Below are 14,055 nucleotides of genomic sequence, written 5' to 3'. Positions count from 1 at the left end.
CAGACTTTTTATGCTTTAGAAGCGGCATCTTCTAATTTTTTGCCTGGCTTAAACTTAACCACCTTTTTAGCAGGGATTTTGATAGGTTTGCCTGTTCTGGGGTTTCTTCCTTCTCTTTCAGCTCTTTTTAACACTTGAAAGGTTCCAAAACCAACCAATACTACTTTGTCTCCTTTTGAAACTGCTTCTTCTACAGCTTCCATAAAAGCGTCTAAGAGCTTTTCAGCAGTAGACTTAGGTACTTCTGCGATCTCTGCCATCCTTTTTACGAGGTCTGCCTTGTTCATAATTCCCTCCTTTAGAAGAATTTTCTTATTTTTCAATTTTATAAAAGATTATTCTTTTTTTGTCAAGGGTAAAAGCCAAGTTTTTGTAGCTTTTTTTTAGATTGACTAAGATTGACAGGTTTGACAAAAGGTAGTCCCTCTTTGATTGAGTTTTAGGTATTGCAAAGGTTGTCCACAAAAACGGCATTTCTGCCCTTTTTTGCCGTAAACCAGATGTTCTTCTTGAAACTTGCCTTTTTGTCCAAAGGCATCTAAATAATCTTTTATCGAAGAACCCCTCAATTCTATAGCCTTTTTAAGGAGCATTTTAATGGTATGGTAAAGCTTCGCTACCTCTTTATGGCTAAGCGAACAGGCTTTTCTTAAAGGATGTATTCCAGCCCTAAAAAGGGCTTCGTCTACATAGATATTTCCAAGTCCTGCAATTTTTGTTTGGTCTAAAAGCAAGGATTTAATCGGTTTTGAAGAACCTTGAAGGATAGAAGCAAATTTTTCTTGTTTTATTTCTAACGCATCTTCTCCTAAATTTTCTATCTCTTCAGGAAAATGGGGAAGGTCAAAGGTTTTTATTTTCCCAAACTTTCTTATGTCAAAGTATCCTAAGATTTCGTTTTCAAACCTTAATAGCAGTCTCAAAAATTTGTGAGGTGGTTGAATAAGACAGTGGTTTAATAGGATTAAACCACCGGTTAAGCCAAAGTGCCATAAGAGACCTTTTTTTTCAAAAATAAACAATAGATATTTCCCTTTTCTTTTTATGTCTAAAAGTTTCTCTCCTTCTATGCTAAGTGCACCTTTAAAAGAAATTTTTTTAGTAAATCTCGGGTCTAATATCTCGATTTTAACCAGTTTTTGAAGTAAAAGTTTGGTTTTTAGTTGGTGTCTTATAGTTTCTACTTCAGGAAGTTCAGGCATAGGTTATTCATCCTGATCAGGATAAGAGAATCCATTTAAGTGGGTAATTAGGTGATTCTTGTAGATGTCTATGATCGATAGAAAAAGAGCTAAAATAAGAGGCCCTAAAAAAATTCCTAATACACCAAACTTTACAATTCCACCAAGCACTGAAAAAAAGATGAGAAGGTTGTGGATTTTAGTTTTTCCACCGATTAAAAAGGGTTTTAGGAAGTTGTCTAAGTTAGAAATGATAACTCCACAAAAAACCAAAAGGATCACCGCTTTTACATAACTTCCTACCAAGAATAGATAGACAACCAAAGGTCCCCAAATGAGAAAAGTTCCGAAGGCTGGGATGAAAGAGGCTAACATCGTAAGAAAGGCCCAGAAAAGATTATGGGGTATTCCCAAAATAAAATAGATAAAAAAGGCCAAAAGTCCCTGGATAAAAGCAGTAAGAATGTTACCATATAAGACCCCTTTTAAGATCAACCCTATTCTTTGTAACATTTTTTGTTTTTCTTGGCTTTTGCCAGGTATAAGGCTGACTATTTCTTGAATCACCTTTTCTCCGTCTATCAAAAAATAGTGTAAAGTAAGGATGGTAAAAGCTAACTGAAAGCCAAAAGAAAATAGAAATTTAGCCAAATTCGTGATAGAAAAAACCCCTGCCTGAAGGATAGAGGATATTGCTTGAGCGATTTTTTCTTGGATTTGAGGAAGATAAGGTTGTAGATAATATAATAGTTTAGTAAAAAAGGCATAAATTTTAGGGTATTTTTTTAGTTGTTCGACAAAATCATAAAGGCTCTGGTTGGCAACAGGTTTAACCCAGTCTAAGATAGAAAGGATCTGCTGGTAGAGGTTAAAAAGGATGGCTGAAAAAGGTCCTATTACAAATAGGATTAGAAAAAAGAGAACTATAAAAGAAGATAGGTTTTTACGTTTAAGTTTTTGATAGATTTTTTGATAGCAAGGATAGATAAAAAAAGCAATGATACCCGCCCAGCAAATTATAGAAAAAAGAGGACTTAACAGATAAACAAATCCAGCGATGATAAGAAAAGCTAAAAGAAGGGAAATAAAAAGCCCTACTTTATGATAAAAAGTTTCTCTATCGATCTTCATCTTTCTTTCAGTATAGCTTAGGTTATATTTTTCTCAAGGTTTTTTATGTTGTAAACTTAAAAATAGATATTATAATTTAAACTATGCCGATTTATGAGTTTAGGTGTGAAATCTGCGGGGAGGTTTTTGAAAGGTTGCAGAGGATGGATGAAGATTATCCTCCATGTCCTAAATGTGGAAGCTTAGAAGTAATGAAACTTCCCTCTATTTTTGGATTTCAAGATAGGATATCTCAAAAATCTCAAAGAGAGCTCTCTATCCTTAAGAGAGCCAGAGATTATTTAATAGACGGTAAGGTAGGGGAGGCCCGTCGGTTTTTAGAAAAAGCCAAAGAGTTTCATCCTTCAGATAGGGTAAAAAAGCTCTCCGACCTTCTTTCAGAAAGAAAAGCAGTGAGAACAGGATATATAAGTAAGACTGAATATGTGATTACCAAAAAGAAGGAGAAAGGATAAAATGGGTAAAGAGCAGGATGACCTCTTTTCAAACCTAATTACCTTTAGTACGTTTATCCTTTCTCTAAACACTGCTGCCCTTATCCATTTGGGAGAGCTTCCAAACCCCTTAACCAACAAAAAAGAGGTAAACCTTCTGTTAGCTAAACAAACCATAGATACGATTGAGATGCTAAAAGAAAAAACTAAAGGCAATCTTACTTTAGACGAAGAACGTCTGATTAATGCGATACTTTATGAGCTTAAACTTAAATTTTTGAAGGTTTCAGATTAAAGGTTCTATTCTTATGAAAAAATATCTTTTCCTATCTCCAGCCAAGCTAAATTTGGTGTTGCAAGTGTTAAGCAGGAGAGAGGATGGATACCATAATCTCTATACGATTTTTCAAAAAATAGACCTTTTTGATGAGATAGAAATTAAAAAAGGGACTTTAGATTTTAGGTTGGATTTTATTTCTGACAGAGGCGATATTCCTCTGGAAGAAAATTTGGTTTATAAGGCTTATATAAAGTTTAAAGAAACTTTTAGGATTAACGAAAATCATCATATAAGGGTAAAAAAAACGATTCCCATCGGAGCTGGCTTAGGAGGGGGGAGTAGTAATGCTGCTACCATACTTAAAGGTTTAGCCTATATTTATGGTATAGATCGAGAAGAACCTTTATTGTATAGCATAGCTAAGAGTTTAGGAGCAGATGTGCCTTTTTTTTTAAGTCCTTATGTTGCAGCTATAGGTGAAGGCATAGGAGATGTTTTAATACCTTATCCTTCTTTTCAAGCGTGGTATCTACTTATTTGTCCTAACTTTGAAATAAGTACTAAGTGGGCTTATCAAAATTTAGGATTGACAAATTCAAAAAATCCTGTTTATTATTCTACCGAAGTCCCTCCCTGGAGACATCCTCAGGGACTTATAAATGATTTTAAGGCTTTAGTTTTTGAGAAGTTTCCGTTTTTAGGAGAACTTGAAGCTAACCTCAAAACTTTTGGATGCTGTGCCGTTAGTCTTAGTGGTACAGGCCCAACAATTTTTGGGATTTTTGAAAAAGAACCTCCCTTTTATGTTTATGAAACCCTAAAAAGAACACTTAAGGAAGTCAAGGTATTTTTAGTGCAAAATTTGGAATAGGTTAGGAGGAGAAATAAAGATGGGAGGGTATAATTTTAAAGGGATTTGTGTGCTCTCTGGTAATGCTAATCTAGATTTAGCAGAAAAGATTTGTAGTTTTTTAGACCTTTCTTTAGGTAAGGCGGTAGTAAAGCGTTTTAGCGATGGAGAGATTTTTGTTGAGATTAAAGATAACATAAGAGGAGCAGACGTTTTTATTATCCAACCTACCTGTCCCCCTGTAAACGAACATTTGATGGAACTTCTTATTATGATAGATGCAGCTCGTAGGGCTTCAGCCAGAAGAATTACTGCGGTTATTCCTTATTATGGGTATGCAAGACAAGACAGAAAAACAGCTCCAAGAACTCCTATTTCAGCCAAGTTAGTAGCTAATTTGATAGTCGTAGCAGGGGCAAGAAGAGTTTTAACTGTTGACCTTCATGCTGGACAGATCCAAGGTTTTTTTGACATACCTGTAGATCATCTTTATGCCTTGCCGGTTTTTTTAAAGCACATCAAGGAGAATTTTTCAGGAAAAGACTTAGTTATCGTTTCTCCTGATGCCGGTGGAGTAGAAAGGGCAAGAGAGTATGCTAAAAGGCTAGGAGCCTCTATCGCTATCATAGATAAAAGAAGAGAACGTCCTAATGAAAGTGCTGTCATGCATATTATAGGAGAAGTAAAGGATAAAATAGCCATCATCATAGACGATATGGTAGATACAGCTGGTACTATGTGTCAAGCAGCTGATGCTATCATAGAAAGAGGAGCTTTAGAGGTTTATGGAATGGCAACCCATCCTGTACTTTCTGGTAAGGCTTTAGAAAGGATTGCTAATTCTTCGTTGAAAGCTCTTTGGGTAAGTGATACCATACCGTTAAGAGAGGAAGCAAAGGCTATAGGTAAGATAAAGGTTCTTTCTTTGGCAGGTTTGTTGGCTGAAGCTATAAGAAGGATACACACCGACGAGTCTATAAGTTCTCTTTTTGTATAAATTTTTTTTAACTAAAAGGAGGAGGAGATACAATGAGACAGGTGAATTTATCCGTTGTTAAAAGAGAAAAAACTGGTAAGGAATGTGCTAAAAAGTTGCGCAAACAAGGTCTGATACCAGCTATAGTCTATGGACATAATTTTGATCCAGTTCCTATTTCAGTTAAGGCTAATGAACTTGAGAGTATTTTGCATAAATACAAAGGTGAAACCTTACTTTTTAACTTGGAGGTACAAAACGGAGAAACTCAGAGAATACAAGCTATTTTAAAAGACTATCAGCTCCATCCTGTTACCGATAAGATTATTCACCTTGATTTTGTAGCGATTAAAGAGGGAGAAACTGTAAGTATAGACGTACCTTTAGAGTTTGTAGGACGTCCAGTAGGACTTACTAAAGGTGGAGTAATCGAAATTTTTATGCATGACCTTACGGTAGAATGTCTTCCTTCTAACATCCCTGATAAAATCCAGGTAGATATATCTAACTTAGATTTAGGAGATGTTTTACATGTAAAAGATATAAAAGTTCCTGAAGGAGTAAAAGTTTTAGATGCTCCTGAGGATACCGTGATTACCATCGTAGCTGAAGGTGGAGAAGAGGGGGCTTCTACAGAGGAATCTGAATAGTTAAGATGTGGCTTTTTTGCGGATTAGGTAATCCTGGAGAGGAGTATAAAGAAACAAGACACAATTTTGGATTTTTAGTTTTAGATGCCTTTGCTGAAAGGCATAAGCTTAAGTTTAAATTTTATAAAGAAATGGAAAGTGAAGTAGCCTTTTATAAAGATAAAGCAATTTTAGTTAAACCCCAAACTTATATGAACCTTTCTGGTAGAGCGGTTAAGAAGTGGGTTTTAAAAGAACGAATACCGTTAAACAATCTTTTGGTAATCTATGATGATATGGACCTCCCTTTAGGTAAAATAAAGATTTTACCTAAGGGGGGAGCTGGTGGGCATAAAGGCATGCTTTCGATTATAGAGTGTTTGGGGTCTTCTGATTTCCCAAGGATGAAGTTAGGAATAGGTAAGCCTGAAGATAGAGATGTTGTTAATTATGTGCTAAGCCCATTTAACGAAGAAGAGAAAGAGAAAGTAAAAAAAATACTCGAAGTAGCGGTAGCTGCTTTAGAAGATCTTCTTTATAAGGGTCTGCTGAAGACAATGACTATTTATAATTCACAGGCAGTGGTGTAAGATGAACTTAGCACGTTGGAACTATTATGTGCAAGAATTTTTTGTGAAGTTTGAAAGAGTTCTTTATATATTGATAGGTTTAGGAATACTGATCGCCACAGGTTTTATCATTTTTTACGGGTTTAAGGGTATTTTGGACATTCCTTCTTACGTTAATTTTACAGAGGGAATTATCGGGGTATTAGATAAATTTTTGATAGCCATGATGTTTCTGGAGGTTTTTTATACTCTGCAGGTAATTTTTGGAGAAGAATATAAGCTTAAATGCTTAGAGCCTTTTTTACTGGTAGGAATCATTGCTTTAGTCCGAAGACTTTTGATCGTAGGTTTTGAGATAGCTCATACCTCTTCTTTTGACCCAGAACGTTTTAAGTATTATCTTTTTGAGATATTAGCGATAGGTATATTGATTTTGATGTTGATAGGAGGAATAGCTATTTTAAGAAAGTTGAGGGTTGGAAGATGATACATAAAATATTAGTTCTTGATTTTGGTTCTCAGACTACTCAGCTTATTGCTAGAAGGATTAGAGAATTAGGGGTTTATAGTGAAATAAAACCTTGTTTTGTGCCTTTGGAGGAGATAAAAGGTTTTAACCCTTCAGGGATCATTCTTTCAGGAGGCCCAAGCAGTGTTTACGATAAAGATGCACCTATGATATCTGCTGAGATTTTTGAATTAGGGATTCCGATTTTAGGTATTTGCTATGGATTACAGTTGATAAGTTATCTTTTAGGGGGGAAGGTAGAAAGAAGTGAAAAACGAGAATTTGGTCCTGCTTATATTAAAATAATAGAAGAAAATGCCCTTTTTAAAGGATTAAAAAAGGGGGAGAAATATAAGGTATGGATGAGTCATAGCGATAAAATTGAGGTTTTACCTAAGAGTTTTTATGTATTGGCTGAGACAGAAAATACCCCTTTTGCTGCTGTAGCCCATGTAGAAAAACCTATCTATGGGGTTCAGTTTCATCCAGAGGTAGTCCATACAGAGATAGGCCAGGATGTGTTGAGAAACTTTGTTTTTGAGATTTGTGGATGTACAGCTGATTGGAGTATGCCTTCTTTTATAGAAAAAACCGTAGAAGATATTAAAAATCTGGTTAAAGAAGATGAAAAGGTAATCTGTGCCCTTTCCGGAGGTATAGACTCTACCGTAACAGCGCTTTTGGTCCATAAAGCCATAGGAGATAGGTTGATACCTATCTTTGTAAACAATGGACTTTTAAGAAAAAACGAACCAGAAGAAGTTCTATCTTTGATGAAAAGTTTAGGGCTAAAAGTAGATTATGTAGACGCAAGTTCTCTTTTTCTGAAGAGACTAAAAGGGGTGGAAGACCCAGAGAAAAAAAGAAAGATTATCGGGGAAACCTTTATAGAGGTATTTGAAAAAGAAGCTAAAAAGTTTGATAACGTGGTTTATCTTGCTCAAGGTACTTTATACCCGGATGTAATAGAAAGTGTTTCTTTTAAAGGGCCTTCTGCTACCATCAAGTCCCATCATAATGTAGGTGGTTTACCTGAAAGGATGCATCTTAAGTTGATAGAACCTTTGCGAGAGCTTTTTAAAGATGAGGTTAGAAAGATAGCAGAACTTTTAGGTTTACCTAAACATATTATATGGAGGCAACCTTTTCCAGGACCAGGTCTTGCTATAAGAATAATAGGAGAAATCTCGGAAGAAAAACTGAATATTTTAAGAGAGGCTGACGCTATAGTTACAGAAGAGATGCTCAACTCAGGTTGGTATTATAAGGTCTGGCAAAGCTTTGCGGTCCTTTTGCCGGTAAAGACGGTAGGGGTTATGGGAGATGCAAGAACCTATGAATATGTGGTGGCGATTAGATGTGTAGAAAGCCAAGATGCTATGACTGCTGACTGGGTAAAATTGCCTTATGATCTGTTAGAAAGGCTGTCGAATCGGATTATAAACGAGGTAAAATGTGTTAATAGGGTGGTTTACGATATTTCTTCTAAACCTCCAGCTACGATCGAATGGGAATAAACTTTTATAGAAAGATTTTTCATTTAGGTTTTGGTTTTCTAATTTTTGGGCTGTCTTATGTTGTTTCTTATCACCTACTAGGCCTTCTTTTAGTAAGTCTGGTTATTTTAAACTCTGTCTTTGAAGTTTTAAGACTCTTTTTTTATGATTATCTTCCTTTGAAAAGGCTTTGGACTCCACTTCTTAAGAAAGAGGAATTTTACAAAATAAGTGATGGTTGGTTTTATTTGGTCGGAACTACATGCCTTTATTATTTGGTAGGGAGGGAAGATTTTCGTTTGATACTTTTGATTTTAACCTTATCTGACCCGATAGCCTCTTTGGTAGGTTTTTATTTAGGGAAAAAGAAAATATTCCGGGGAAAAACGTTAGAGGGAGGAGTGGCGTTTTTTTTGATGTCTCTTTTGGTTGTATTGTTGTTAAAAGGGTCATTAACCTTTCAGTATTTTGGTTTAACCGCCCTTCTTAGTTTTATAGAACTTTTAACTAAGAGGGATAATTTCTGGATTCCATTGGTAGGTGGTCTTTACCTTAAATATCTGGTTTAGAGTCAGGTTTCTATAGGGCTTAATCTTTCTCAAAAGGTGCCTATGAGAAGGTTGTAGGTTGACTAAAATATCCCTTTGACTTTTTTAGATTTAGAGTTATTTTAAAAACAAACGAAGAGAGGTTTAGTTAAACATGGAAGAACTTAAGAATTGGGGTATTAGTTTAGAAGACATCCCGTTAGAGGGTTTAAAAGTTGAATTTGCTGACGTCAAGGTTTTAGAGGGGTTTAAGATAAAAAAGCCTCTTTTTGGATTTTTTAAATTGAAAAAATTAGGTATTGAGGTAAAATTAGAAGGCTTTATAAGTGGCTCTTTGGTTTTAGAGTGTGATAGATGTTTAACAGAGTTTGAGTTTGATTTAGAGCATTCTTTTGCTTTAGATTTAAAGCCGTTAACATCCCTTAATTTTGAGGAAGAAAAAGAACTTTCGGATGAGGAGATGGAGGTTAGTTTTTTTGAAAACTCCTGGATTTCTTTTTATGACATATTAAGAGAAGAGATTTGGCTGTCTATCCCTTACAAAAAGCTTTGCAGAGAAAATTGTAAAGGACTCTGTCCATATTGTGGGGTTAACCTTAACGAGAGAAGTTGTAGTTGTGGGGTATATAAAAAGGAAAGTCCTTTTGCGGTATTAAAGCAGATGATAGAAAAGGAAAGTTTGGAAAAAAGAGGAGGTAAGTAACATGGCTGTACCTAAACGAAAGACTTCAAGGTCAAGAAGAGGGATGAGAAGGGCTCATAAGCATTTAGAAGCTCCTTCTTTTTCTGTGTGTCCAAGGTGTAAATCTGCTAAACTTCCTCACAGAGTTTGTCCAAGCTGTGGGTATTACAAAAGTAAACAGGTTTTAGAAAAAGAATCTTCTTAGTTTTTGATTGTTTAACCTATGTATAAGGTAGTCTTGGATGTAATGGGAGGGGATTTTGCCCCTTCCCAGATTCTTAGAGGTGCAGACCTTGCCCTTCAGGAGATCCCCGAGTTAGAGCTTATCTTAGTAGGGAGGGAAGAGGTTTTAAAAACCTATGTAGGAAAGCCAAGGGTTTCTGTGGTTTTTGCTGAAGAAGTGGTAGAAATGGATGAAAGTCCAGGAGATGCTCTAAGAAAGAAACGAGAGGCTTCTATCTTTAAGGGGATAGAACTTTTAAAATCCAAAGAGGCTGGTGCTTTTGTTTCTGCTGGAAATTCAGGGGCTGTAGCTGCAGGGAGTATTTTTATCTTAGGAAGGATAGAAGGGGTGAGACGTCCGGCTATCGCTACCCTTCTTCCTACGGTTAAAGAGCCTTTTGTGTTGATAGATGTAGGGGCTAATGTAGATTCAAAGCCCGTAGACCTTTTTCAGTTTGGCATCATGGGAAAGGTCTTTTTAGAAAAGGTCTGGGGGAGACTTAATCCAAAGATAGCCCTTTTATCTATCGGAGAAGAGTCAGGGAAAGGCAACCTTTTGGTCAAAAAGGCACATCAACTCTTTAAAAATTCTAACCTTAATTATGTAGGTAATATAGAAAGTAGAGATATCTATCGTGGAGAAGTAGATGTGGTAGTATGTGATGGTTTTATAGGGAATATTTGTCTTAAGCTTTCGGAGGGGTTGGCTGAGGTTATCTTAGAGATGTTAAAAAACGAGGTAAAAAAGTCGGTGGTTTCTAGTTTAGGTCTTTTTATGGCTAAAAAGGCTATCGATGGATTTAAGAAAAAGGCTGACTGGAGAGAATATGGAGGGGCCCCCCTTTTAGGGGTGAAAGGCAACGTAATCATCGCTCATGGGAGGTCCGATGCCTTGGCTATCAAAAATGCTATCAGGGTAGCGGTAAATACCATCAAGATCAATCTGGTTGAAAAATTGGAGAGCGCCATTAAAGAAAACTTGATCGAGGAGGAAAAGGAGTGTGCTTAAACACTGTTAGGTCGACGATTTTAGGTATGGGAATGGCAGTTCCTCCTAAGGTGCTTACCAATCACGACCTCGAAAAGATAGTTGAAACCTCAGATGCCTGGATTACAGAAAGAACAGGAATAAAAGAAAGACATATCTTAGAAGATGGAGAAAACATCAGTCAATATGCTATCAAAGCTTCTAAAGAAGCGTTAGAAAGAGCAGGGATTTCTCCAGAGGATTTAAACCTTATCATTTGCGCAACCGTAACCCCAGACTATCTCATTCCTTCTCTTGCTGTGCTGGTTCAAGAAGGGTTAGGGGCTTCAAGAGCTGGGGCCTTTGATCTTTCTGCTACCTGTTCCGGTTTTGTTTATGCTTTAAGTATCGCTGACCAGTTTATAAAGGCAAACCCTGAATGGAAAATTTTGGTAGTAGGGGCTGAAGCCCTTTCTCGAAAAACCAACTGGCAAGATAGGAGCATTTGTGTGCTTTTCGGAGACGGAGCAGGTGCTGCTGTGGTAGGAAAAAGTACTAAACCTTCCCAAAAAGGAATTATCGATTTTATCCTTGGGGCAGACGGTAGCAAGTGGCCTTTACTTACCTTAAAAGGAGGGGGAAGTGCTTTCCCTCCTTTTGATGATAGACTACCAAGAGAAGAGTATTACATCAAAATGCAAGGAAGAGAGGTATTTAAGTTTGCTACCAGAGTAATGGAAAAAATAGCGTTAGAGTTACTTGAAAGAAACGGTTTTTCTAAGGAAGACTTAGACCTTTTGGTGCCTCATCAGGCAAACTTAAGAATTATAGAATACCTGAGAGATAGGCTAAACCTTCCTAAAGAAAAGGTCTTCGTAAATATCGATAAATATGGAAATACTTCAGCAGCCAGCATTCCTATAGCCCTCTACGAAGCAGAAAAGGAAGGTGTACTTAAGGAAGGAGATTTAGTCTTACTTGTTGCCTTTGGAGGAGGTTTCACCTTTGGAGGCGTATTGTTAAGGTGGTAGAGTAAATCCTTTTCAGATGAATTCTTCTCAAAAAATAGAAATCATAGTCGGTTTTTCAACCCATAGGATAGAGGTTCTTCCTTTTGCTAAAAACTTTATGGAAAGGGCTGATATTATTATCCTTGAAGAGCCACCTAATGAAAATTTTAGGTTAGTTCTTGAAGGTAAAATTTCTGAAGAGGATTATGTTTTAAACGAAGAGTTTTGGTTCCCAGAGTTTGAAAAACAGACCCTTAAACTGCTCAAAAATTTTCATCAACAGGGAAAGAAAATTTTTCAGATAGAGCCTTATTTAGAGGGAGTCAAGATTTTACAACAAAGGGCGGAAGGGATTGTCTCTCACCAGTCAATAGACGAGGTTCTCTTAGAGAGGATAGCAGAGACAGAAAAAAATGCCATAGGAAAACTTCTCAGGTTTTATGAAGTTTCTTTAACCGGTGATTTCGAAAAAATCGTTGATAGTGTAAAGGATTTTTCTAAGGCAGATGCTGAAAGGTTTAGACTAAGAGATCAACTGAGGGTTGAGGCGATTTTAAAAGTGCTGTTAAGTTTAAAACAGGGATTAAAAAAGGTATATGTAGAAGCTGGAACTATACACCTTTATTTTAAAAAACTTTTGCAATTAAATACGTTAAGTTTGGGTAAAGTCTCTCAGTTTTTTTTACTACAGAAGGTTTTAAAATCTCTTGTTGGTAAACCCTACGTCTTTCCTCCTGGAGAACTTTTGACCTTAAGATACATCTTTAACCGCAAAGAAAACCCAAAAACAGAAAATCTTCTTGCTGCAAGGTCTCTGGTTTACATAAAAATCATACCCAAGGAAGAGTTTCTTCCCCACGAAGAAAATCCCTTTCCTCATTTTAAGGAAGAACTTCGTGCTATAAAATTGGTAGAACGTTTAGATTTTGAGGACTGCAAAAGGCTTTATTCTAAACTTTTTTGGATAAAAGACTACAAAGAAGCAAGAAAGCTGGTAGAGGATCATTTAAAATCTCGATAGAAAATAAAGTAAGTTTTTGAGGGGTCTTTTTGAGCCTTAAAAGTTATAATTTTGTATCCTTTAAAAGATAGGTTTTCTATTTCTTTAGGGAGTGCTTTTCTTATAATTATAACGTCACAGGTTTGAGAAGAGGTAAAAGCTTCTACCTTCTTTGGGATACGGGCATAAAAATAGACGTTAGCTACAGGGTTGTTAACCTGACATAGGGTTGCTTTTGGATTTTTAGAAAGTAAATAGTTTACAAACAAACCTGCCTCTTTTTCTGAACTTTTAGCATAACAGGGTATAATTACGGTAAAGACTAACCACTCAACTATCGCAAAGTGTAGGATGGTTTTGAAAACAGGTTCTTTTTTAAAAAGAAAGAATACTACAACTTGGAACAAAAAGCCTAATATCAGGCTTAACCCCAAGGTATAAGAAAGGGATAACTTTAAAAAGGGTAAAATTAAAAGAAATATCAAAGGTAAAAACACTAAACAATGTCCAACTAATCGATAGATTTTTAACAAAAACCAGTCAGCATGAGTTTTTAAATAGTAGGTAATAAAAATTATAGAAAAAGGTAGAATTGGGAGAAGATAATAACCTCTTCTGGCTTTGGCTATGGTAAAAATCAGAAAAATGAAAATAGAGGTTAAAAAGAAAAGCCTTTCTTCCTTTGATAATTTTTTAAATTTTTTGATAAACTTCACGAGAGCAGCAAAAAGAAAAAGTGACCAGGGTGCTACCCATATAGGCCAATATAAGAAATAGATGTAAAAGGGTCTAAGGTTGTCATAAGGGTTTACTGCCTGTTGTAAGTTTTCTCTTATCCATAGATAAAAGGGGATTTGACTTTTCAGTTCTTGAGCTGTTAAGTAATAAGGTAAAAAATAAAGTCCTAACGCTATGGTTCCTGCTAAGATAGATTTCCAGTTTACATGATAGAATCTTTTTTCGAGGATGGCATCTATCAAAGGCAAGGTCAATAACACCGCAAAAGAGGTTATCCCCTTTGACAACCCTCCTATCACCATACCACCAAAAAATCCTAAGTATCCTAAAAAGCTCTTTTTATCCCTAAAATGAATATAAAAGGCAAGGGCTGTGATGATGCCAAAAAGTTGATAGATTTCAGACTGAGCTAAACGAGAAAACTCTAAAAAACCTACTGAGGTAAGTAAAAGGCCAGAGGCTATAAGGTTCCAAGGATAAGAAAAAAGAGGGGTTACACCTATATAGAAAACAACCAAACTTGCTAAAGCGATCAAAGCCCCTGGTAGTCTTACCGTAAACTCATTAAAACCTTGAAAAATCATCCCAGAAATTTTTATGAGCCAAAAAGGGATGAGGGGTTTGGTTACATGAGGTTCAAAGTTGATGGTTGGAACAAACCAGGAATCTCTAAGCACCATTTCTCTTGCTGCTTCAGCCCATCTTCCCTCTACCCCAAAAAAAGGTCTCTCTCCTAAATTCCAAAAAATCAGTAAAAGAGCTAAAACCAACAAAACTAAAATCAACCTTTGTTTTTTCATAAAAAGCCTCTACTACAGGTTGTAGTTAAAGCAA

The 14,055-nt window shown here is 36.1% G+C and carries 18 protein-coding genes; 14 read left to right on the top strand and 4 right to left on the bottom strand.

Annotated elements, in window-relative coordinates; genetic code table 11:
* Window positions 1-8: 8 nt before the first annotated feature.
* From PWP26_RS00760 to PWP26_RS00750, 3 genes are all read right to left on the bottom strand, one after another.
* Window positions 9-287: an HU family DNA-binding protein gene (locus tag PWP26_RS00760; protein WP_022854677.1), complete on the bottom strand. Its 279-nt coding sequence runs from the start codon at window positions 285-287 to the stop codon at window positions 9-11.
* Window positions 288-392: 105 nt separating this feature from the next.
* Complete coding sequence (gene mutM / locus PWP26_RS00755; protein WP_301398771.1) at window positions 393-1,202, bottom strand: DNA-formamidopyrimidine glycosylase; 810 nt, start codon at window positions 1,200-1,202, stop codon at window positions 393-395.
* Between the two features lie 3 nt (window positions 1,203-1,205).
* A complete protein-coding gene (locus PWP26_RS00750) occupies window positions 1,206-2,312 on the bottom strand; it encodes an AI-2E family transporter (RefSeq protein ID WP_273018783.1) in 1,107 nt (368 codons plus the stop codon).
* Window positions 2,313-2,395: 83 nt separating this feature from the next.
* Between PWP26_RS00750 and PWP26_RS00745 the strand changes: the two genes are divergently transcribed.
* The 14 genes from PWP26_RS00745 to PWP26_RS00680 all read left to right on the top strand — a co-directional run bounded on the left by PWP26_RS00745 (window position 2,396) and on the right by PWP26_RS00680 (window position 12,504).
* Window positions 2,396-2,767 (top strand): zinc ribbon domain-containing protein, encoded by a 372-nt coding sequence (locus tag PWP26_RS00745; RefSeq protein ID WP_038063205.1) that lies wholly within the window; start codon window positions 2,396-2,398, stop codon window positions 2,765-2,767.
* Between the two features lies 1 nt (window position 2,768).
* Window positions 2,769-3,041 (top strand): DUF1844 domain-containing protein, encoded by a 273-nt coding sequence (locus tag PWP26_RS00740; protein WP_038063208.1) that lies wholly within the window; start codon window positions 2,769-2,771, stop codon window positions 3,039-3,041.
* Window positions 3,042-3,054: 13 nt separating this feature from the next.
* On the top strand, window positions 3,055-3,897 hold the full coding sequence (gene ispE / locus PWP26_RS00735) for a 4-(cytidine 5'-diphospho)-2-C-methyl-D-erythritol kinase (RefSeq protein WP_301398769.1): 843 nt from the start codon (window positions 3,055-3,057) through the stop codon (window positions 3,895-3,897).
* Window positions 3,898-3,916: 19 nt separating this feature from the next.
* Window positions 3,917-4,873: a ribose-phosphate pyrophosphokinase gene (locus tag PWP26_RS00730; RefSeq protein ID WP_287567644.1), complete on the top strand. Its 957-nt coding sequence runs from the start codon at window positions 3,917-3,919 to the stop codon at window positions 4,871-4,873.
* A 32-nt stretch (window positions 4,874-4,905) separates the two neighbouring features.
* Window positions 4,906-5,502, top strand: coding sequence for a 50S ribosomal protein L25/general stress protein Ctc (locus PWP26_RS00725; protein WP_301398767.1), 597 nt, complete (start codon window positions 4,906-4,908; stop codon window positions 5,500-5,502).
* A 5-nt stretch (window positions 5,503-5,507) separates the two neighbouring features.
* The gene (pth, locus tag PWP26_RS00720) at window positions 5,508-6,071 is read left to right on the top strand and encodes an aminoacyl-tRNA hydrolase (protein WP_301398766.1); all 564 of its coding nucleotides are present in this window, start codon (window positions 5,508-5,510) and stop codon (window positions 6,069-6,071) included.
* A gap of 1 nt (window position 6,072) precedes the next feature.
* A complete protein-coding gene (locus PWP26_RS00715; RefSeq protein WP_301398765.1) occupies window positions 6,073-6,537 on the top strand; it encodes a phosphate-starvation-inducible PsiE family protein in 465 nt (154 codons plus the stop codon).
* Complete coding sequence (guaA, locus tag PWP26_RS00710; protein WP_301398764.1) at window positions 6,534-8,075, top strand: glutamine-hydrolyzing GMP synthase; 1,542 nt, start codon at window positions 6,534-6,536, stop codon at window positions 8,073-8,075. Before PWP26_RS00715 ends, guaA begins: the two co-directional genes overlap by 4 nt.
* The gene (locus PWP26_RS00705; RefSeq protein ID WP_301398763.1) at window positions 8,066-8,623 is read left to right on the top strand and encodes a hypothetical protein; all 558 of its coding nucleotides are present in this window, start codon (window positions 8,066-8,068) and stop codon (window positions 8,621-8,623) included. Before guaA ends, PWP26_RS00705 begins: the two co-directional genes overlap by 10 nt.
* Before the next feature lie 133 nt (window positions 8,624-8,756).
* Window positions 8,757-9,305 (top strand): DUF177 domain-containing protein, encoded by a 549-nt coding sequence (locus tag PWP26_RS00700; RefSeq protein WP_287567635.1) that lies wholly within the window; start codon window positions 8,757-8,759, stop codon window positions 9,303-9,305.
* A 1-nt stretch (window position 9,306) separates the two neighbouring features.
* Entirely contained in the window at window positions 9,307-9,489 is a 183-nt protein-coding gene (gene rpmF / locus PWP26_RS00695; RefSeq protein ID WP_022854664.1) for a 50S ribosomal protein L32, read from the top strand.
* Window positions 9,490-9,507: 18 nt separating this feature from the next.
* On the top strand, window positions 9,508-10,515 hold the full coding sequence (gene plsX / locus PWP26_RS00690; RefSeq protein WP_287567634.1) for a phosphate acyltransferase PlsX: 1,008 nt from the start codon (window positions 9,508-9,510) through the stop codon (window positions 10,513-10,515).
* Complete coding sequence (locus PWP26_RS00685; RefSeq protein WP_301398761.1) at window positions 10,506-11,504, top strand: beta-ketoacyl-ACP synthase III; 999 nt, start codon at window positions 10,506-10,508, stop codon at window positions 11,502-11,504. The genes plsX and PWP26_RS00685 overlap by 10 nt, the downstream gene beginning before the upstream one ends.
* Before the next feature lie 16 nt (window positions 11,505-11,520).
* The gene (locus PWP26_RS00680) at window positions 11,521-12,504 is read left to right on the top strand and encodes a hypothetical protein (RefSeq protein ID WP_273019799.1); all 984 of its coding nucleotides are present in this window, start codon (window positions 11,521-11,523) and stop codon (window positions 12,502-12,504) included.
* On the opposite strand, the gene PWP26_RS00675 is transcribed toward PWP26_RS00680, so the two are convergent.
* Window positions 12,486-14,021: a glycosyltransferase family 39 protein gene (locus tag PWP26_RS00675; RefSeq protein WP_287567631.1), complete on the bottom strand. Its 1,536-nt coding sequence runs from the start codon at window positions 14,019-14,021 to the stop codon at window positions 12,486-12,488. The genes PWP26_RS00680 and PWP26_RS00675 overlap by 19 nt on opposite strands.
* Between the last annotated feature and the right edge of the window lie 34 nt (window positions 14,022-14,055).

The sequence above is a fragment of the Thermodesulfobacterium sp. genome (genome assembly GCF_030445475.1).
In the GTDB taxonomy this organism is placed as follows: Bacteria; Desulfobacterota; Thermodesulfobacteria; order Thermodesulfobacteriales; family Thermodesulfobacteriaceae; genus Thermodesulfobacterium; species Thermodesulfobacterium commune.
Note: the sequence above shows the minus strand (reverse complement) of the source record. Positions and strands in the feature narration are given on the sequence as shown.